Genomic DNA, 20,407 nt, shown 5'->3' with positions numbered 1-20,407 from the left:
TGAGAGCATGAGCAACGAATTTGAAAAAGAAATCGGATTGTTGAAACAACGAATCAAACTGCAGGAAGAAGAGATTCGTCATTTGAAACATGATGAACGTCTATTACGTCAAAAGCATCGACGACTCGTTCAAAAGTATGGAGATCTTCTGTACACGTTTGAATGGACCGTGAAGACGTTCGAGAAGAAAGAGCAAGCGCTCAGTGACTTGAAACGTAAATATGATGTGTTGAATCAGAAGTATCGTCGTCTTGTGCAATCGAAAGCCGGAAAAGCGATTTTGAAGGCACAAGCTGTTGCACGACGCATTCGCAAATAAAGAATCGAGCTCGAAAGACTCGATGATTTGGAGGATATGAGGATGGATTGGCAGAAAAAAGCACGTCGCGCCGCTTACCTTGGGGTACAACGGTCGAAGCGACTCGGTCGTAAAGTGTTGAACAAACGCCCGAACAAATCGCATCAACTACGTGAACTCGTACCGAACTGGTATACACGCTCACCTTACGTACACGTTGAAGGGACGGACCTTGTCTTCTCTGGGGACGAGCCGGTCACCGTCACGTACCGACCGAACGCGAGTTCAGATATCATCTCGGTGAACGACCTCGTCGAATCAGGTCAAAAGACGTTCACGGCTATGATGCGTGTCAAATCGCGCGAAGGTCTGATGCCAACGTTGATGTTAGAAGTCGTGCGTAAAGGTGGACGTACTCGTTACGTGACGGTACAGGACGGCGATCAGGTCGATGTGACGCTCGGCATGGGTGAACAAATCGTCCGGGCTCATTTTGAAGTCAACGGGGCAGGAGCGTTCAGCCTCGTCGAGCTCATGCTCGGCAAGCAGTCGCTTTGGACAGTCGAAGGGACGGCTGCGAACGTATCACTCGATGCTTTTGATTTCCGTTATCCACTTACGTCGTCGTCACTCCGTTCTCTCAAACCACAGAGTGAGATTGCTCACTTCGACGGAGACACGCTCGTCGTCCGTGCCGAAGGGAACCAATACACGCACTATGGCGTCGATGAGATCGCGCTGCCACACGTCGATACGGAACGTGGCATCGATTTTGAGACGGGTGATATGGACGATGACTTGTATCGTTTCTATTTGAAAGGGGACCGCACGGGTACAGCGGACGCCTCGCTATTCATCGCGACATATACGGTGTCTGGGCAGGATCGTTTGATTGAAGTGCCACTCGGACTGAGTGGTATCGTCCGCATCGCGCCGTCACACCGTTCCATCCGCTATTTCATCCGCGTGAACGGGTCAGGACAGCTTGAGAACTTGAATATCGGAATGATTCGCGAGAAGAGTGTCCGCCGTGAAGACGTCTTGTCCCTCAAACCGGACATGTGGACGATCCCGGCACCCGACCTCATCAAATTGAAGAGTCGAGATGACCAACTCGTCGTCCAGTTGAAAGGCGAGGACGATCAGCGCCGCTACATCTCGTATGCAGAGATGAACAACAGCTTCAAACTGCTCCCGACAGAGTTCCCGTATGAAGTGAAGGCGAATAGTCGTTACCGTGTCACGCTCGACGGTGTGGCCGATGAAGGGGCGAACGTCGTCCTCTACATCATCGCCTACTCGGCGACGGAGCGTCAGATCATGCAACAGGTTCAAATCGGAAGCGAGAAAGTCTTCTACTTTGACCGTGGCATCCGCTTCCTTCGTTTCGCCCTCCGTGTCGACGGTGTCGGAGAGGCTCGGGTCGACCGCATCCGTGTCGCCGAAGAACTCGTCAGCGACGGTACAGAAAACCCGACATGGATGGACGTGCGCGAGGCTCGCTTCTTCGCACCGGTCCCACGTGAACTACACGAACTGAAGGTCGCGGCCATCTTCGATGAGTTCACGATGGCATCCTACAAACCAGAATGTCAGCTCATCACGTTCACGCCGGACAACTGGAAGACGGTGCTCCTCGATGAGCAACCGGACGTCCTCGTCGTCGAATCGGCGTGGAAAGGGAACGCCGGCGCATGGGAGAAGAAAATCGTCAAATATGGCACGAACACATGGGAAGAGCTCGACGCGCTTCTTGCTTGGTGCCGTTATCACAACATCCCGACCGTCTTTTGGAACAAAGAAGACCCAATTCACTACGACCGTTTCATTGAGACGGCGAAGCGATTCGACTATGTGTATACGACCGACATGAACCGCGTTCCGAACTATAAAGAAGATTGTGGGCATGACCGTGTCGATGCGTTACCGTTTGCGGCACAGCCGAAAGAACATAACCCGATCCGCTTACCAGGGACTCGTGAGCCGTATGCGTGTTTCGCCGGTTCGTATTATGCGAACCGCCACGAATCACGTAAAGCCGACATGGACAGACTGTTCGCGGCGGCAGACAAGTATGGTCTTGCGATTTATGATCGGAACTATGCAATCAACCAACGCGGAGAGAGCGACCAACTTCAATTCCCGGAACAGTTCCGTCACTCGATTCGCGGCAGTTTGAAATACAACCAGATTGCCAAGGCGTATAAAGGGTATAAAGTCATGTTGAATGTCAACTCGGTCAACGATTCACCGACGATGTTCTCACGTCGCGTCTTCGAAGGGCTCGCTTGCGCCACACCGGTCGTCAGCACACGCTCGGTCGGGGTTGATGCCATGCTTGGCGATTACGTCTTCCTTGACGACGGAGAATCCGACTTGGATGAAACGTTCCGCCGTTTGATGACAGATGACTCATTCTATGAGGACATCGCGATGCGTGGTATGCGTCACGTGTTGACATATCACACGTATACGCAACGTCTGGCGAAAATCGTCCAAGACGTTGGCATCCCGTACCGTGTCGACCACGAGAAGATCGCTGTCGTCGCCTTCATCAAGTCGCGCGAAGAGGCAGAACGCGTCGTCGCTCAGTTCGAGGCACAGCGTTACGAGCATAAACATCTCATGATGTTCCTCGATAAGTTCGAGGATCACATCGATGTATACAATACGTACAACACGCCATCGATCTCGACGTATATGCGTAGCTACTTGACGCACTATACCTCGTTCACGGAGATGGTCGAGTCGTACGATTGGGTCGCCCACTTGAAGTCGGACGATTATTACGGTCCGAACTACTTGAGCGATTATCTGCTCGCGGCACGCTATGCAGAAGCGGACGTTCTGACGAAAGAGGACTACTATATGTATGACGGTCAGCTCGTCAAACAGGACCATGACGAGTCGTATCGTTATGTGTTTGATGCGACACCGTCCCGCTCGATCGTGCAGCCGTCGGCACTCCGTTTCTATACGGTGGAGGAGGCACTCCACATCTTTGAAGCGGATGAGAGCTTGAACGAGCTTGCTCGTTCTGGCAAACGCATCTTCAGTGTCGACCCGTATCAATATGTGAAAGCCGGTGCCGCCATGGATGAAGCGGACCTTCAGGAGGTAACATTATGACGAAGCAACCGCTCCGAATCCTCGTATACGGGGACGTCAATTTGAACTTGATCGACGGATCGGCCATCTGGCTCACGTCGGTCGTGCATATGTTGAACCAGGACCCGAACATCGAGGTCGACGTGCTCTTGAAGCGCTCGATTGTGAAACCGGAAGTGACGGCGTCGATCAAACAGCTCGACCGCGTCAACTTCATCGACGTCTTCACGGAAGACTCGACGAAGAAAGACGAGCCGTACTATGAGAAGAAGGTGCTCCAGCCGGAAGAGGCGGCCCAACTCATCCACGAGCTCGTCGAGACGAAACAGTATGACATGACGTTCATCCGTGGGTTCCAACTCGCTTATGCGCTCTCCGATTATGAACATACGATGAAAAAGACGTGGACTTATCTCACAGATTTCACGCATGATTCATCGGCCGCGTCACAGGAGGAGTTGGCACGTTTGAAGAAGATTGCGGACCGTTCGGCTCGCATGCTCTGTCAGACAGCGGAGATGAAGGCGTACTTCGAGACGTTTTTACAGACGCCGAAGCCGTTCCTCATCTTGAACCCGATGATCCCGAACATGCGCGAGGCGACGCCGACGTTCAAACGTCAGGCGAAACGTCTCGTCTATACAGGAAAGTTCGCGCCACTCTGGTACTCGGCTGAAATTCTCGACGCACTCGAGAAAGTACGGGTCCGGATGCCGGACGTCGAATTGAAAGTGGCAGGAGACAAGTTCAACCAAGACCCGAACAATCCGAACTTCCGTAAAGAAGTGACGCATCGTCTTCAAACGGACGAAGGGGTCCACTGGTTGAAAGGTATCCCGCGTGCGGACGTCGAGACGCTCATCGAAGAGAGCGACATCGGCATCTCGTGGCGTCACCCGGACCTTGACGACAGCCTCGAGTTGTCGACGAAGCTCCTCGAATATGGGGCGCTCGGGAAGCCGGTCCTCCTTAACCGCAACAAGATGCACGAGATGTTGCTCGGGTCGAGCTACCCGCTCTTCGTCAATTCGGAAGACGAATTCATCGAAAAGGTTGAGCTCGCCTTCACGCATCCAGCCATCTATAAGGATGCGGCGGAACGGCTCTACAACATGGCGAAGAATTATACGTTCGCCAGCACGTTCGAACGTCTCCGTGACGCGATTTGGGAGATGCAGAAGACGACGATCCTCTTCGCCGGTCACGACTTGAAATTCATCCGCATGTTCATGGAACGTTTCGAGGCCGACCCGAGCTACCGGATCCTCGTCGACCAGTGGGACGGGCACAAGATTCATGATGTAAATCACAGCAAGGCATGTCTCGCACAAGCAGACGTCATTTTCTGTGAATGGGGCCTCGGCAACGCCGTCTGGTACTCGCAACATAAGTTGCCGCATCAGCGCCTCATCGTCCGGATTCATCGTCAGGAGAAAGAAACACCATTTCCACGGGAATATGCGCTCGACAACATCGACCGCATCATCCTCGTCTCACCGTATATGTTAGAAGAGATGCATCGTCTGTTCGGAATCCCGCGTCACCAGATGACGGTCATCTACAATGCCGTCGACGCGGACAAGCTCGACAAACCGAAACAGGCAGACGATTTGACGTTCCGTCTCGGTATGATCGGCATGAACCCGAAACTGAAGCGTCCGGACCTCGCGCTCGACGTCCTCGAAGAGCTGCTGAAGACGGACGAACGGTACCAGCTCCACTTCAAAGGACACCATCCAAAAGACGTCTATTGGATCGGGAAGCGCGAAGAGGAGAGCGCGTACTACGAGGCGCTACTGAAACGAATCGAGGAGTCAGAACTTCGCGATCACGTCCACTTCGATGGCCACGGCAATGATGTCGATACGTGGCTCCAATCGATCGGATTCGTCTTCTCGACAAGTGACTTGGAAAGTTTCCATCTCGCACCGGCCGAAGCGATGGCAGCAGGGTCATACCCGCTCATCCGCCACTGGACGGGCGCGGAAACGATTTACCCAGACGAACTACTCGTCACGGATACGTCGAAATTTGTCGATACGATCCTCTCTTATAAAGAAGATACCGAGAAGCTGATGACGGACGCAAAAGCCTATCAGGCGTATGCTCGTAAACATTTCGCGCTCGATCGTCTCTATCGAGAGATGGAACAAATCATTTCAGGCAAAACACACGAACAATTTGCGACGACATTGTCATGAAAATGTAATTGCACCAAAGAATTGTTCAAGAGTATAATGAGTATTGTTTTATTATCGAATGTGAAATAAAATGATGGACAATGCGCTATTTAAAAAGCGCGTCAAAACATTTGGAGGTTACCACACAATGAAAGTATGTACAGTAGGTCTTGGATATATCGGATTACCGACATCGGCTGTCTTTGCGAACTATGGCGTCGACGTCGTCGGAGTCGATATCTCACAACATGTTGTTGATAAATTGAACCGTGGAGAAATCCACATTGAAGAGCCAGGTCTCGGCGAAATGGTCGCAGACGTCGTGGCAAAAGGGAAGTTCCGTGCATCACTCTCTCCAGAGAAAGCAGATGCCTTCATCATCGCGGTCCCAACACCGAACAACGACGACGAGCACAAATCATGTGACTTGACGTACGTCTTGGATGCGACACGCAAAGTGTTGCCATTCGTTGAAAAAGGCAACGTCATCATCGTTGAGTCGACAATCGCACCACGTACGATGGACGACTTCGTCAAACCACTCGTTGAAGAAGCTGGATTCACTGTCGGTGAAGACATCTATCTCGTACACTGCCCAGAGCGCGTATTGCCTGGACAAATCCTTCATGAGCTCGTGCACAACAACCGCATCGTCGGTGGGATCACGACAGAATGTGCAGAAGCAGGCGCACGCGTCTACGGTACATTCGTTGAAGGTGAAATCGTGAAAACGGATGCGAAGACGGCAGAAATGTCGAAACTCATGGAAAACACGTTCCGTGACGTCAACATCGCACTCGCGAACGAACTCGCAAAAGTATGTAACGACTTAGACATCAACGTTCTTGACGTCATCGAGATGGCGAACAAGCACCCACGTGTCAACTTGCATAGCCCAGGCCCAGGTGTCGGTGGACACTGTCTCGCGGTCGACCCGTACTTCATCGTCGCGAAATCACCTGACCTCGCGAAAATCATCAACTTGTCACGTGAGACGAACGTCTCGATGCCACACTACGTTGCAGACAACGTTCAGAAGTTGACTGCTGGAATCGAAGACGCGAAAGTCGCTGTCTTTGGTGTGACATACAAAGGAAACGTCGACGACATGCGTGAAAGCCCAGCGGTTGAAATCGCTGAAATCTTGCTTGACCGTGGTGTGAACATCTCTGTTCACGATTCACACGTTGAAAAATCAACATCAAGCCGTTTCGAGCTCGTTTCAAAAGAAGAAGCACTCAAAGACGCAGACCTCGTCCTCGTATTGGTTGACCACAACGAGTTCAAAGTCCTCGACTTCGCAGAGCTCAAGTCATCAATGCGTCGTCCGATGATCTTCGACACACGCAACATCGTGAAACCAGAAGGTGAAGACGTAGCGGTCGTCAACTACGGCAACCTCTATAAATATACAAAGGAAACGAATCTCGTTCTTTGATTCAGGTGAATGAACATGTTTAAATCCGCGAAAGCTATTCTTTCAGAGCTAAAGTCGAGCTTGTACTTGATTTTCCGTCTCGCCACGTATGAGACGCGAAGCAACAACTCGATGCAGTACCTCGGATTTTTATGGGAGTTCGTGACACCGTTATTGCAGATTGGAGTTTACTGGTTCGTATTTGGATTTGGTATTCGAAGCGGCAGGCCGATTGATGGCGTGCCGTTTCTGCCATGGTTGGTCGCAGGGATTGTCGTCTGGTTCTTTATTGCCTCGGCGATCACCTCGACGGCCCGGTCCGTCTATTCGAAAATCGGCATGGTCTCCAAAATGAGCTTCCCAATCTCGACGATTCCGGCATACGTCTTGCTCGCACTCTTCTATCGCCACGTGGCGTTAGTCGGTGTCTCGTTTATCTTGATGTGGGCATTCGGATTCCCGATGGGGCTACATTCGCTCTGGTTTATCTACTTGGCGTTCAGTGCGCTTGCACTACTGTACTCGCTCGCCTTGATTACGTCCGCGCTCACGACAATCGTGCGCGATCTTCAAAACCTTCTTCAGTCGATGATGCGGATGTTGATGTATTTGACACCGATTTTTTGGGTGCCGCCGGCGAAGCTCGCGAATATCCTACAAATCAATCCGCTCTATTATTTAGTCGAAGGATATCGGTCGATGTTCCTCGGAACCGACTGGTTGGCGACTAACTGGGCTTACGGTCTCTATTACTGGGCCATCGTCTTCGTTCTCTTCTTCGTCGGGTCGATGATTCATTTGCGTTTCCGTCGACACTTCATCGATTACATTTGAGGAGGACCTTATGTACCAGGTTAAATTTGAAAACGTATCGAAACGATATACGCTTTATAACAAGCAATCTGATAAGCTGAAAGAGATCTTCTTCAGTAAAGCAGGGGGCAAACAGTTTTACGCACTTCGCAATGTCACGTTTGAAGTTCCACCCGGGGAAGTGGTCGGGATTATCGGCATTAACGGGTCAGGGAAGTCGACGATGTCGAACTTGCTGGCTGACGTCATGCCGCCGACTCACGGGAAAATCGAACTTCACGGAAAGACGGCGTTGATTGCGATCTCTTCTGGTTTGAACGGCAACTTGACTGGGCTCGAGAACATCGAGCTCAAAGGGTTGATGCTCGGGATGACGAAACAAGAGATTATCGATTTGACACCGGCCATCATTGAGTTCGCCGATATCGGTGACTTTATCAATCAGCCGGTCAAGACGTACTCGAGCGGGATGAAGTCCCGTCTCGGATTCGCCATCTCGATCAACGTCGACCCGGACATTCTCGTCATCGATGAGGCGCTCTCGGTCGGGGACCAAACGTTCACCGACAAGTGTCTCGCCAAGATGAACGAGTTCAAAGATCGTGGGAAGACAATTTTCTTCATCAGTCACTCGGTCTCACAAGTTCGCCAATTCTGTACGCTCGGCCTTTGGCTCGAGTTCGGAGAAGTGCGCGAATATGGACCAGTCGATGAAGTCGTTCGGGAGTACAACAAGTTTTTGAAATGGTTCCGCAACTTGTCTAAAGAGCAACAAGACTCGTTTAAAGCCGACAAGCTCAAACGTCGTACGACGGTCGTCGATGCGACAGAGCTCGGAGAGACATACATCTTACCGCCTTTGACAGAAGAACAACTACAAACACGCCATTCGTCGGTCGCTGTATCGAACGAAGCGTGAGCAATTGGGAGGAGGAAGCACGGCGAAGTCAGACCGTGCGAAACGACCTATGAAAAAAGTCATGACCGTCTTTGGGACGCGACCAGAAGCCATCAAAATGGCACCACTCGTACTTGAGTTGAAAAAACGTGAAGGGGTAGAACCGATTGTCGTCGTGACAGCGCAGCACCGTCAAATGCTTGACCAAGTGCTCGAGTTGTTCGAAATCAAACCGGACTATGACCTCGACATCATGAAGGACAAGCAGACGCTTTACGATGTCACATCACGCGTATTGAAAGGGATGGGCGAAGTCATCGCTGAAACGAAACCAGACATCGTGTTGGTCCACGGGGACACAACGACGACATTCGCGGCATCACTCGCAGCCTTCTACAACCAAGTCGCAGTCGGTCACGTTGAGGCTGGCCTGCGCACACACAATAAATATTCACCATTCCCGGAAGAGATGAACCGCCAATTGACGGGTGTTATGGCTGACCTTCATTTCGCACCGACGGAAACGTCGCGTGACAACCTCCTTCGTGAAGGCAAGAACGAAGAGATGATCTTCGTCACAGGGAACACGGCAATCGACGCACTCAAAACGACAGTCCGTGACGACTATGCGAGCGAATTGCTCGACAGTATCCGTTCACAAGGTCGTCGTCTCGTCATGTTGACGGCACACCGTCGTGAGAACTTAGGTGAGCCGATGCGTAACATGTTCCGTGCGGTTCGTCGCTTGATCGAGAAGTATGATGACATTGAAGTCGTGTATCCGGTCCACATGAACCCGGTCGTTCGTGAACTCGCAAACGAGATTCTTCACGATGTCGAACGCGTCCACTTGATCGAACCGCTCGACGTCTTCGACTTCCACAACTATGCGGCGACGTCGCACTTGATCTTAACGGATTCAGGTGGCGTACAAGAAGAAGCACCATCTCTCGGTGTACCTGTCCTCGTCCTTCGTGACACGACAGAACGTCCAGAAGGTGTAGCTGCAGGAACACGCAAACGCGCAGGGATTGAAGAAGAGAACATCTTCTCACTCGCGGATGAGCTCTTGTCTGACGAAACGGCATACAAAGCGATGTCACAAGCATCGAACCCGTACGGTGATGGTGAGGCGTCACGTCGAATCGTCGATGCCATCCTTGCCAACTAAATGAAAACGAATAGAGTTGTTTTGTGCCTGGCACAGCAACTCTTTTCTGTATCATTATCCTAATGATTCGGAGGTGCTTGCATGTCAACGAAGCGAATTCGTCCGGCGATTTACCATTACTATCCGCGTGGACCACATAAAAATCATATGTCGATGCGCGAAGAGGAATACAAGACAGAGGTCACCTTTTTACCTCAATCGCTAAAGGACTCGATTTATGTTCAACTATTTGACTTGAAATTTGAAATTCCCCCATCGAAAATCTTTTTGGCTGATGCCAAGATGGATGAAGGGGAAGAAATGGAAGTCAACACATCCGTTTATGTCGAAGGCGACCGCGCCATCCGACTAGAATTGTACGTCATGCAGTATTCAGACGAAGAACGTTTATCGAATAAGCGTTTCATGCTCACATTGAACCCAGGGGTGAACCCCGTTGTAGAAGTCGTCAAACAAATGGAAGATGCCAAGTATTTCAAGATGTCCTACAAATACATCGTAGAAACGCTTGAACCGACCACTGTACGATTTGATGATCTCTATGTGACGTTCCGCTAAGCGGAGCAAGTCTTAAGGGAGAAAGGGACCATACGGTATGTTATTTAGTTCCACGGTATTCTTATTTTATTTCTTACCGGTCGTGCTGCTGCTGTATTTCGTGTCACCACGCTGGTTAAAAAATACGATTTTACTCGTCTCAAGTTTATTTTTCTATGCATGGGGTGAACCACGGTTCGTCTTAATCATGCTCGCATCGATCGTCATGAACTATGTGTTCGGCTTTATGGTCGACAAGTATCGTGATGATGCGAAGAAAATCAAATGGACGATGGTGCTCATGCTTCTCGGGAACCTCGGGATGCTTGGGGTCTTCAAGTACGCGAGTTTCTTCGTTGAGAACGTCAACTCGGTATTTGGCTTCTCGCTGAACGACCCGGATATTCCTCTTCCGCTCGGGATTTCATTCTTTACATTCCAAGCGATGAGTTATGTCATCGATGTGTATCGAAACGATGGGCGTCTACAGAAGAACTTGTTTGACTTGGCACTTTACGTATCGTTCTTCCCGCAATTGATTGCCGGACCGATCGTCCGTTATCAAACGGTCGCAGATGAAATCGTGGACCGCCGTGAGACAGTCGATGACTTCGTCTCTGGGATTCAACGATTTGTCATTGGTCTAGGGAAGAAAATGATTTTAGCGAACAGTTGTGGATACGTCGCGGATCAGGTATTCAGTCAATCGGCCGGGGATTTATCGACGACACTCGCCTGGATCGGTGTCATCGCTTACTCGCTACAGATTTACTTTGATTTCTCAGGTTATTCGGATATGGCGATTGGTCTCGGTCGGATGTTTGGGTTCCATTTCCTTGAGAACTTCAATTATCCGTATATTTCAAAATCAGTATCTGAGTTTTGGCGTCGCTGGCACATCTCGCTCGGAAGCTGGTTCCGAGACTATGTGTACATCCCGCTCGGCGGGAATCGTCAAGGTCCTTGGAAGACGTATCGCAACTTGACCATCGTTTGGTTATTGACCGGGGTATGGCACGGTGCGAGTTGGACATTCATCGCATGGGGATTATACTATGGGATTTTCATCATGCTCGAACGGGCATTTCTTGGGAAATGGCTTGCCGCATGGCCGGCATGGCTCGCCCACGCGTTCACGCTCTTCATCGTCGTCATCGGTTGGGTATTCTTCCGTGCCGATAACTTCACGTACGCAACAGAGTATCTGCAAGTGATGTTCGGATTACACGGAGGTGAAGTATTCGATCAAACGGCATATTACTACATTGTTCAGTACGGTGTCGTGCTTGTCATCTCGATGATTGCTGCTACACCGCTTCCGAAAATGCTAGTTGCCCGCTTCTTGCGTCATGAAGTGAGTACGGATCGTCCTGTGCTTGCTGCAAGCGCTGGTCTTGCACGAGCGGCGTATATCATGCTCATTTTCGGTATCTCGATTTCATATGTCGTATCGAGTACATTTAACCCATTCATTTATTTCCGGTTCTAAGGAGGGCTGACAATGGAACAACAAACCAAAAGCGAACAAGTCCGTTCGAAAAGGCGGCGCCTTTCTTGGGTGGTCAACAGTATCCTATTGATCGGCTTCCTTGGCACCATCTTTTATGGACTCGCCGTTTACGCCTTTGGCACCGAACAAGCACGTTCGGATAGTGAGGGACGGATGCTAGCACAGCGCCCGGATCCATCTGTCGAGACGATTCTGGATGGAACGTATATGGAAGAGTTCGAGGCATCAGCAAACGATCAGGTGTTTGAGCGTTACATGTGGATTGAGACACAAGCTTGGGTGCAACGTAACGTTCTGCAACAACAGATGAACAATGGTGTCATCAGTATCGATGAGTTCTTGTATGCACCAGATCCTGTGGCGAGCGACTATTCGTCACTTGGGGTCTTCTTTAAAGAATTTCAAAAAGAGATGAGCGAAGCTGACATTCCATCTTACTTCGCATCGGCCCCAAGTAAACCGGTCTATGCGACAAGACAAGGAATCTTCCCAGATTACATCGAGTCGGCAGATGCAGAAAATCGCGGACAGCTTCATGCTCGTCTTGAAGAGAATGAGATTCCGCTCATCGACTTAGAAGAAACGCTCGGCGATCAGCCAGGAGAAGACATTTACTTTAAGACGGATCACCACTGGCGTCCGGAAGGAGCGTTCATGGCTTATGAACAAATCATGGAACGCTTAAGCGAGCAGTTCCCTGATGCTCCTGCCTTATCGATGGAGGATATGGAAATCAAATCGGTAGATGGTCCGTTTTATGGATCTCATGCCCGTGAAATTTCGATGCCTTACGTCGAGTCACCGGATCAATTTACGTACCTTGAACCGAAAGACGGATTTACTACGACAGTCTGTCGAAATGGCGACGACTGTGGTCATTCGGTCCTAGATACGGATGTCTTGAAGAACTCGACGAAATTCACGAACTACTACAACTTGTTCATGGGTGATAACTATGCCCAATCGAAAATCACACAAAATAATCCGAAAAATGATTATCACTTGCTCATCTTAAAAGATTCGTATGCGAACCCGATGCTTGGCTATCTTGGAGAGTCATTCGGAACGGTGTCAGCGCTTGATGTCCGTTACTTCGACGACTATGATGTCAGTATTGCGGATTACGCAAAAGAAAATGAGGTAGATGCGGTACTGTTCGTTCACAACGATCGCATCCGTGGTCTTGGTTCGATGTATCAGGAAGGCCTGTAACCCTAATCAATCGATTACGGAGAAAAGGTAGGTGCTCATCATGAACATATTACTACCGGTGTTTTTTCACTCCGCAATGGGAGGATTGCACCTCCATATCTTATCTTCTTTGAAAGTGTTTCTACGAGAGGGGCATGAGGTGACCGTTGTCTGTAAGCCTGGTCCCTTTGCCGATGAAGTAAGAAAACTCGGCGGGCAAGTCGTCGAGACGGACTATTCGAGTGAGGACGTGCAATGTGTCATCGATCAAATCCGATCACAGCCGTTCGATGTCGTGTATGCGCATCCGTTCGACGCGCGTCAATTTGGTCTCGCGGTGGCGGAGGCGAACGCAATCCCGTTCGTCCTCGTCATCCACGGGATGTATTATGATGAGATTGAGCAGTATCATCCGAGCGTCTCGCGAGTGATTGCGGTATCGGAACGGATTGCTACTCACCTGACTGAACACTGTCCAGAAATCGAATCAAAACTTACGGTTATCCCTAATGGGGTCGATGCGACTTTTGTTCCGTCGGAGGAAACATCTCCATCAGAACGTATCTTAGGCTTATTCACGTCTCGCCTGGATGCGGACAAACTGTTTATACTAGACGTCTTCTTAGATGCACTAGAAGACGAAAGGGTGCGGTCTTTACCGATTGACTGGTTGATTATCGGTGACGGAACACAGCGTGATAAATACGCCGAGCGTTATGAAGCTGCGCTGGCGGGGACAGGTCAGAACATCAAATGGCTTGGTTGGCTAGAACAAAGCCAACTCCCTGAGGCGATGCGACGTGCCGATTTTGTCATCGGTCCTGGACGGTCTGCGCTGGAAGGGATGGCGCTCGGTAAACCGACCATCGCTGTCGGGAGCAAAAGCTATCAAGGTTTGGTCACACCTTCGACGTGGGAAGATATCGCGAGTACGAACTTCGGAGGCATCGGGAATAAGTATGAAGGGTATTCACCAGGACAAATCGGGGAGGCGATTCTCGAGTTGATGGATGAGACGAAGCGACGGAACCTTGCGAGCTTCTCGGCTACACTCGTCAATCAACATTTTCGAGACGAACAATCACAGCGACGACTGCTCGAGGTGCTTGAACAGGTGATGGAAGAAGGCGCTCGAGAAATCGATTTGGTTGAGCGCTATCCTCATATTCGTTATGATCAACTTCATGCTCGTCGTTCGAACCGGATCTGTACATGGAAATTGACAGACCGGGAACAACGACTTGAAGAGACACGCGATGAGTTAGTGACGACCAAACGACAGCTCGACCAACTGCGTCTGATGAATGAGGAACAGTCGTTGGAAATCGAGAAGTTACGTATGGAACTTCAGCGATTATCGGATGAAATGGAATAGCGACTCATGGAAAGAGAACTTCAAATCAGAAGTTCTCTTTTTGAATATAACGAACTGATTCATTGTTTATTTGATGAATGTCACCAAAAGTCTTCCGCCACCATAATAGTCAAAATAAGTATTTTTTATGTTACTTTTGTATTATATATATTACAAAATTTACATATTTATTTCGCTTTCGGGGTAAAAATGATTAACACCTTAGAGGCACGCACATCATGTATACCTGTCGCCTTGTAGTTAGTAAAGGAGGATGCATGAATGAAAAAAGTCGTTGCTCTTTTTTTGTGTTTTTTCTTACTTGTCGGATTTACCATTGTACCAGGGTCGGAGGTTGAGGCAAGTTCATCTGTGACCCATGTCTACTCACCAAAATCGTATACACACTATGGAGGAGTTACGTATGCGGTTAAGAAATTTACTTATCCAAAAAGTGTGAAAGTCAAATTATCTAACGGGCGGTACGCTTATCGTTCAGTGAAATGGTCGAAAGTCAGTTTTCAAAAAGAGTACTTGAATCGAACTCAACGAATCGTTGGAAGCGTTCAGGGCACGAACAAGAAAGCGACCTGGTATGTGAGAGTGAAGAACTATCCGATCAAGGTTTCAACGCCAATCATTCGTGCGGTCGGAAAAGGCCAAAAGGCGAATTTGCCGACCAAATTAACTGCTTATTTTGCAAATGGTCAGCGTTCCACTTATCCATTGGAGTGGGGCCCAGCATACACAAGTAAGCTAGGAACAAGAATGGTCAGCTATAAAGCTCGTGGATTAAACTTATACTTCAGTGGAAAAGCGAAGCTTGTGGTGCGAGATGTTCATTTGACCCAACCCGTTTTTTCCATTTTGACGAACAATGAACAGATTCAGGCCGTAGGTAAAATTCATTATCCTGCTCGAGGCGTACGTCACTATTTGATTGCTGAAAACAGAGAAACCAAAGTACAGTATAAAAAGTTGATTTATCCTGAACAAGATGGATCTTACAAAGTGGCATCTCTACCGCTCAAACCTGCGTCCTATAATATGTATGTCCAGTCGGGCGTCAAGCGGACATCACCGGTGGTCGTTACATTAAAAGGCGGACAGGTTCCGGGTGATTCGGAACCGGATATTCGCAATCTATTAAAAGGTCTATTATTGAATATCCAAGTGGCGAATCCGTTGTTGAATGACATCGTCTTCCCGCAAATTGACGGTGTGACATTCTCGATTGATTCAAACAAGTCGGCTTTGTCGAGTACTGGTAAAGTGACGCGCGGAACGAATGATGAACTCGTGACGTTCACGATTCAAGCGAAACGTGGGGACATCACGGAATCAATCACCTACAATAACGTTTTGATTCCGAAGCGCTCCCAGACGGACGAAGAAGAGCTCGACCTCTGGCTCAACAGCATTCAAATCGATAACCCACTCACGAAGAATATCGAATTGCCGTCCTATCCGGGTGTCGTCTTCTCGATTGAATCGAGCAATCCATCAGTCGTCTCCACTTCTGGTGTCGTTACGAGAGGAAATCAAGACGTGTATGTCAATTTGACCGTACGGGCAACGAAGGGAGCGGTGACGCGTACGAAGTCCTTCCCGAATATCCTCGTACCGAAAAAAGATTCATCGGCGGACAGTATCATTGATGATTACTTGAATCGACTGGTCATCTCAAGCCCAGTGACTTCAAATATCACACTCCCACCTCTTGCTGGGGCGACTGTGACGTTGACGTCGTCGAATCAAGCGGTTATTACAAACAGTGGGATTGTCACACGAGGTACGACGGATCAATCCGTTTCGCTCGTCGTCACAGTGACAAAAGATGGGGTCACGAAAACGAAAACTTTCCTCGGTTTACTTGTACCGAAGAAAGAAGGCGGGGCTGAAGGGGAAGTAGATGACTACTTGGCAGCACTGTCGATTACAAGTCCACTCACATCGAACATTGTCCTACCGCCATTCACTGGTGGTACAACGACGCTGTCCTCATCGAATCCAGCGGTCGTCTCGAACAGTGGGGTTGTCACACGTGGCACGACGGATCAAACGGTGTCGATTACGGTCAATGCGACGAAGGACGGTGTGACGAAATCACGTACCTTCTCGAACTTGCTCGTACCAAAAGATGATGCGTTGTTGACAGCCGAGCTCGACGCGGCTTTAAATGCCATCAACCTTGGTAATCTCATTAACCTGTCGACCAACATCTCACTTCCGTCCGCATCAAACGGAATCAATGTCAGTTGGTCCTCGAATCAACCGGGTGTCATCTCGAACACCGGGGTGATTCAACAAGATCCGACCGATGCGAAATCGTTCATCCTGACGGCTTCGGTCACAAAGAACGGATTGACTCGGACGAAGACGTTTAGTGGATCGGTTGCAGCGAATGTTCAGTTGGTATTAGCAGACGATGTGACGAAAGTTAAGTCGTCATTCGGGACGCTGTATCCGGTATTTGATTTGTCGTTACCAACGAGCTTGAATGGTTCTCCGCTCACATGGACATCAAGTAACCCGGCGCTGATGACGAGTACGGGGGACGTTCGTGAAAATGATGTGGTCACGCCATTTACCTTGACCGTCAGCAATGCTAGTACAAATCAAATCATCAATATGTCCACACAAGATGTCGATACGGGGTTACTCGGTGGGTTGCTCGATTCGCTTGGCACCCTTTTGAATCCAGTTGTGAGCGCATTGACGGGTAATGCGCAAACAGCCACTCTGCCAACCCAGTATGGAGGTTTACTTGGAATCGGGGCGAAGAGCATCACGAATTGGGAGAGTTCACACCCGGATCTCGTGACGGTTCAAGGATCCAATGTTACCATCTCACGAGATGACCAAGAGCATATCGTTGTCTTGCGAGCGAAATATGAAGGAATCGATCAACCGATTCCATTTATCGTCAAATTATCGAAACGATAACAAAGAAGAACGGAGTCGCATGATGCGACTCCGTTCTTTTGGTCAATGTGTTGTGAAGCGAGCGGGTCCAATCGAAGAGACGAGACGTGTCGCTGCACGTAAGCAATCCAGCTGTCTCGTATACACACGGCTCACATCAGAAAATGCAGAGGGGAGATGGTCTGAGTCGAGGGGACCTTGTCGCATATAAGGAGATTCCCCGGCGCCAAGCGGTGTCGGATGAATCACAAACTTATAGTGAGATGGGTCGAGCTCGACGACTTCGATTTCTGCAAACAATCGTGCATCGCGTGTATACAAGAAGCGGGTGGATAACCATTTATCTGAATCTGTCATGGGTCACCAGTCCTCCCTCAAAAAGTCTTACCTCCTTCATCTTAAAACATTTTATGGGTATTTGGTAATTTTATTTCATATATATCCCAAAACACTGACTATAATTTGTAAAAAGAATGGATTCGTGCAATCTTTCTCTTGATTAAGTATGGTTAAAAGAGAATGGACGAATATGGGGTGACAATATGAGAAAGAACGCGACTGGTACATACCGGTTCGTCATCATCCTTGGGGCGAAAGTGAATGGGACTCGACCGTCCCGCGCGCTCCAACATCGAATTGACGTAGCGGCCGCCTATGCGAAGGCACATCCTCATGTCGAACTGATCGCAACAGGTGGACAGGGACCAGATGAAGGGATGGCGGAGGCGCGTGTCATTGAACGAGAACTGATGGCGCAAGGAATCGATGCTACACGGATTCATGTGGAAGCGACATCGACGTCGACAATCGAGAACTTTGAGCATAGCCGCTCAATTTGGGACGGAGCTTCCGGTGTGACAATCGTGACGAATGATTTTCATGTGCCGCGCGCTCGTCTGATTGCGAGACTGTACTTTCAGCTCGAGAGTGATGCTTTGTATGCACCGACCCCACCGCTTGCGAAAGGGCGATATATGATCCGTGAAATGTTGGCGTATGTGAAGTTGTTGGGACGTTACGTATTTAGGAAAGAAAAAAACTAGGCTCTTGCACTCGCAAGAGCCTAGTTTGGTTGACAGCCGATTTCTTCGTTCAGCACGTGGCCAAACGCTTCGGCGCCCTTAATATTCAAATGGACCCCGTCACTTTCGAAGTACGCTTCCTTCCCGATTGAGCGTTCATGCCAATCGATGAGGGATACGTTCTCATGAAGTTCACTGGCCCGAGCGAGTTTTTTATTGACCTCACTCTCCCATGGACGTGGGACACGTGTGTTGATCAAATAGATTTCATCTGCTCGTTCGAACTGCTTGAGCAACGTCTCGAGTTGCTCCATTTTGAAGGCACCGTTCGTTCCGAGATGGAGGAACACGACGTGACCTGGAGCATTATACGATTGGTACTGAGAGGCAACTGGAATCGCATCGCGAACTTGACGTCCGATTTGGGCGTCGATTTTCATATTCGGGAAAGCATCTGCCAAATATTCGTTCAATCCGAGCATGACCGAGTCGCCAATCGCGAGAGCCGGTGGACATGTTCGTTTTTCTGGTTTTTCAGTTGGTGCTGTGTTTTCTTCTGTCGGTTGATCTTCAGACGGGACTTCCTCTGTTTCCTTGGATTCCGATTCTTTCGGAACGTCCTTTGTCTCGTCTTTTGGCATCGGTACTTTCACGACAGGAATTTCATCTTCGACCGGCTTCGATTCAGAGAACGCCAGAATGGTCAAATTCCCAACGAGAACGAGTGAGAGCGCGGTTGCACATGCCGTGGCGGCAAAGCGTGCGTTCGGGTGCGTCGGTGTTGAGACGAGCTGACGGAACGCTTGTTTGAATCCGTTTCGACGAATCGGTGTCTCGACGAAGCGATACGACAACTCGGCGATCAAAAGCGTCAACGCCACTTGCCCGACGGAAAGAAGTGGCGAGAACGTCCCGAGTCGATCGAGCGGTGTCGATAGAATGATGACCGGATAGTGCCACAAGTAAATCCCATACGTCCGTGTACCAATCACGCGAAGCCAAACGCTTCCAAACAGTCGTGACCAAATGGTCGCCGGATGGGCGACAGCGGCAATCAATAGGGCGGATAGGAAAGCGACGAGCAAGAAACCTCCGTAATAGAGGAATGCATCGTAGGCGTTGACGTTACTGATGATCCCGACGATGACGATGAGCGAAACGGCGCCGGTCCAGTTCAAAATGTGGCGTCCGATATGCGGGATCGTTTCTTTAAACGTGTCCGGACGCCAACCGAAGGCGAGGACGGCTCCCATGAGCAGACCGAACAATCGCGTGTCGGTCCCGTAGTAGACGCGGCTTGGATCGGCTTCCGGGACATATCGGAACGCCATCCAGGCGGCGGAGACGAATAGAAGCGCGGCGAGCAGTTGAAGCAATCGCTTTCGGAACGCGAGACCGACGAGTAGGAGCAACGGCCAGAACGCATAAAACTGTTCTTCGATGGAGAGAGACCATAAATTTTGAAGCGGTGATGGCTTTCCGAAACTCTCGAAGTAGGAGACTTCGTGAAAGATATACCACCAGTTGTTCACATAGGCGAGTGCCGCCAGTGAATCTTGGCGCACCGTATCGAGCAAGGAGCGGTCAAACAGCGTCACATACGTCATCACGACCGATAGCATCAAGACGAGTGCCGGCAACAAACGACGGAAACGCGCGAGGTAGAACTTTTTCAAATCGATTGTGCCGGTCTTCGTCCATTCGCGAATCAAGATCCCGGTGATCAAGTAACCGGACAGGACGAAGAATACATCGACACCGAGGAATCCCCCGGGTATGTAAGGTACATTTAAATGATATAAAATCACAGCCAAGACGGCGAACGTGCGCAAACCATCGAGACCGGGCATATACGTTGTATGTTTGAGTGGTTGCATGCCCCCACTTCCTTTCTAGTAAAGCGGACATTTCCCTTATTTTTGAATCCATTCTTCAGTATAACGAGCGTAGAGGAGGGAATGGTTTCAAAAGATTAACAATCAA

Annotated in this window: 15 protein-coding genes; 13 read left to right on the top strand and 2 right to left on the bottom strand. The window is 49.7% G+C overall.

Features of this window, described 5'->3' with window-relative positions; translation table 11 throughout:
- Window positions 1–7 precede the first annotated feature (7 nt).
- The 12 genes from F3H97_RS08790 (at window position 8) to F3H97_RS08735 (ending at window position 17,423) form a co-directional block, all read left to right on the top strand.
- Window positions 8–319 (top strand): hypothetical protein, encoded by a 312-nt coding sequence (locus F3H97_RS08790; protein ID WP_074036034.1) that lies wholly within the window; start codon window positions 8–10, stop codon window positions 317–319.
- 42 nt (window positions 320–361) lie between these two features.
- Entirely contained in the window at window positions 362–3,427 is a 3,066-nt protein-coding gene (locus F3H97_RS08785; RefSeq protein ID WP_196431115.1) for a CgeB family protein, read from the top strand.
- Window positions 3,424–5,607, top strand: coding sequence for a glycosyltransferase (locus F3H97_RS08780; RefSeq protein ID WP_196431114.1), 2,184 nt, complete (start codon window positions 3,424–3,426; stop codon window positions 5,605–5,607). The genes F3H97_RS08785 and F3H97_RS08780 overlap by 4 nt, the downstream gene beginning before the upstream one ends.
- A 127-nt stretch (window positions 5,608–5,734) precedes the next feature.
- Window positions 5,735–7,024 (top strand): nucleotide sugar dehydrogenase, encoded by a 1,290-nt coding sequence (locus F3H97_RS08775; RefSeq protein WP_074036038.1) that lies wholly within the window; start codon window positions 5,735–5,737, stop codon window positions 7,022–7,024.
- 15 nt (window positions 7,025–7,039) lie between these two features.
- Entirely contained in the window at window positions 7,040–7,837 is a 798-nt protein-coding gene (locus F3H97_RS08770; protein WP_012727110.1) for an ABC transporter permease, read from the top strand.
- Between the two features lie 10 nt (window positions 7,838–7,847).
- A complete protein-coding gene (gene tagH / locus F3H97_RS08765) occupies window positions 7,848–8,735 on the top strand; it encodes a teichoic acids export ABC transporter ATP-binding subunit TagH (protein WP_012727109.1) in 888 nt (295 codons plus the stop codon).
- A gap of 49 nt (window positions 8,736–8,784) precedes the next feature.
- Window positions 8,785–9,885, top strand: coding sequence for a non-hydrolyzing UDP-N-acetylglucosamine 2-epimerase (gene wecB / locus F3H97_RS08760; RefSeq protein WP_196431113.1), 1,101 nt, complete (start codon window positions 8,785–8,787; stop codon window positions 9,883–9,885).
- Window positions 9,886–9,966: 81 nt separating this feature from the next.
- Entirely contained in the window at window positions 9,967–10,443 is a 477-nt protein-coding gene (locus F3H97_RS08755) for a hypothetical protein (protein WP_196431112.1), read from the top strand.
- A 37-nt stretch (window positions 10,444–10,480) separates the two neighbouring features.
- Window positions 10,481–11,911 carry an MBOAT family O-acyltransferase gene (locus F3H97_RS08750; protein ID WP_159562817.1) on the top strand — a complete coding sequence of 477 codons (1,431 nt, stop codon included), beginning with the start codon at window positions 10,481–10,483 and terminating at the stop codon, window positions 11,909–11,911.
- Window positions 11,912–11,923: 12 nt separating this feature from the next.
- Complete coding sequence (locus F3H97_RS08745; RefSeq protein ID WP_196431111.1) at window positions 11,924–13,144, top strand: DHHW family protein; 1,221 nt, start codon at window positions 11,924–11,926, stop codon at window positions 13,142–13,144.
- A 40-nt stretch (window positions 13,145–13,184) separates the two neighbouring features.
- The gene (locus tag F3H97_RS08740; protein ID WP_196431110.1) at window positions 13,185–14,498 is read left to right on the top strand and encodes a glycosyltransferase family 4 protein; all 1,314 of its coding nucleotides are present in this window, start codon (window positions 13,185–13,187) and stop codon (window positions 14,496–14,498) included.
- A 261-nt stretch (window positions 14,499–14,759) separates the two neighbouring features.
- Entirely contained in the window at window positions 14,760–17,423 is a 2,664-nt protein-coding gene (locus F3H97_RS08735; RefSeq protein ID WP_196431109.1) for an immunoglobulin-like domain-containing protein, read from the top strand.
- Window positions 17,424–17,465: 42 nt separating this feature from the next.
- Here F3H97_RS08735 and F3H97_RS08730 read toward each other — a convergent pair whose 3' ends face one another.
- Window positions 17,466–17,759, bottom strand: coding sequence for a hypothetical protein (locus F3H97_RS08730; RefSeq protein WP_196431108.1), 294 nt, complete (start codon window positions 17,757–17,759; stop codon window positions 17,466–17,468).
- Between the two features lie 185 nt (window positions 17,760–17,944).
- Between F3H97_RS08730 and F3H97_RS08725 the strand changes: the two genes are divergently transcribed.
- Window positions 17,945–18,445 carry a YdcF family protein gene (locus F3H97_RS08725; protein ID WP_196431107.1) on the top strand — a complete coding sequence of 167 codons (501 nt, stop codon included), beginning with the start codon at window positions 17,945–17,947 and terminating at the stop codon, window positions 18,443–18,445.
- A gap of 20 nt (window positions 18,446–18,465) precedes the next feature.
- Here F3H97_RS08725 and F3H97_RS08720 read toward each other — a convergent pair whose 3' ends face one another.
- On the bottom strand, window positions 18,466–20,301 hold the full coding sequence (locus F3H97_RS08720) for an acyltransferase family protein (protein WP_196431106.1): 1,836 nt from the start codon (window positions 20,299–20,301) through the stop codon (window positions 18,466–18,468).
- Window positions 20,302–20,407 lie beyond the last annotated feature (106 nt).

Source organism: Exiguobacterium sp. SRB7LM, from assembly GCF_015712685.1.
In the GTDB taxonomy this organism is placed as follows: domain Bacteria; phylum Bacillota; class Bacilli; order Exiguobacteriales; family Exiguobacteriaceae; genus Exiguobacterium; species Exiguobacterium profundum.
This window is presented reverse-complemented; position numbering and strand designations above follow the sequence as displayed.

Bases quoted from the DNA above. Each gene is read 5' to 3' on its own strand.
- F3H97_RS08780 (WP_196431114.1), top strand. From the start codon at position 3,424: ATGACGAAGCAACCGCTCCGAATCCTCGTATACGGGGACGTCAATTTG.
- F3H97_RS08775 (WP_074036038.1), top strand. From the start codon at position 5,735: ATGAAAGTATGTACAGTAGGTCTTGGATATATCGGATTACCGACATCG.
- F3H97_RS08745 (WP_196431111.1), top strand. From the start codon at position 11,924: ATGGAACAACAAACCAAAAGCGAACAAGTCCGTTCGAAAAGGCGGCGC.
- F3H97_RS08790 (WP_074036034.1), top strand. From the start codon at position 8: ATGAGCAACGAATTTGAAAAAGAAATCGGATTGTTGAAACAACGAATC.
- F3H97_RS08730 (WP_196431108.1), bottom strand. From the start codon at position 17,759: ATGACAGATTCAGATAAATGGTTATCCACCCGCTTCTTGTATACACGC.
- tagH (WP_012727109.1), top strand. From the start codon at position 7,848: ATGTACCAGGTTAAATTTGAAAACGTATCGAAACGATATACGCTTTAT.
- F3H97_RS08720 (WP_196431106.1), bottom strand. From the start codon at position 20,301: ATGCAACCACTCAAACATACAACGTATATGCCCGGTCTCGATGGTTTG.
- F3H97_RS08770 (WP_012727110.1), top strand. From the start codon at position 7,040: ATGTTTAAATCCGCGAAAGCTATTCTTTCAGAGCTAAAGTCGAGCTTG.
- F3H97_RS08725 (WP_196431107.1), top strand. From the start codon at position 17,945: ATGAGAAAGAACGCGACTGGTACATACCGGTTCGTCATCATCCTTGGG.
- F3H97_RS08755 (WP_196431112.1), top strand. From the start codon at position 9,967: ATGTCAACGAAGCGAATTCGTCCGGCGATTTACCATTACTATCCGCGT.
- F3H97_RS08740 (WP_196431110.1), top strand. From the start codon at position 13,185: ATGAACATATTACTACCGGTGTTTTTTCACTCCGCAATGGGAGGATTG.
- F3H97_RS08750 (WP_159562817.1), top strand. From the start codon at position 10,481: ATGTTATTTAGTTCCACGGTATTCTTATTTTATTTCTTACCGGTCGTG.
- F3H97_RS08735 (WP_196431109.1), top strand. From the start codon at position 14,760: ATGAAAAAAGTCGTTGCTCTTTTTTTGTGTTTTTTCTTACTTGTCGGA.
- wecB (WP_196431113.1), top strand. From the start codon at position 8,785: ATGAAAAAAGTCATGACCGTCTTTGGGACGCGACCAGAAGCCATCAAA.
- F3H97_RS08785 (WP_196431115.1), top strand. From the start codon at position 362: ATGGATTGGCAGAAAAAAGCACGTCGCGCCGCTTACCTTGGGGTACAA.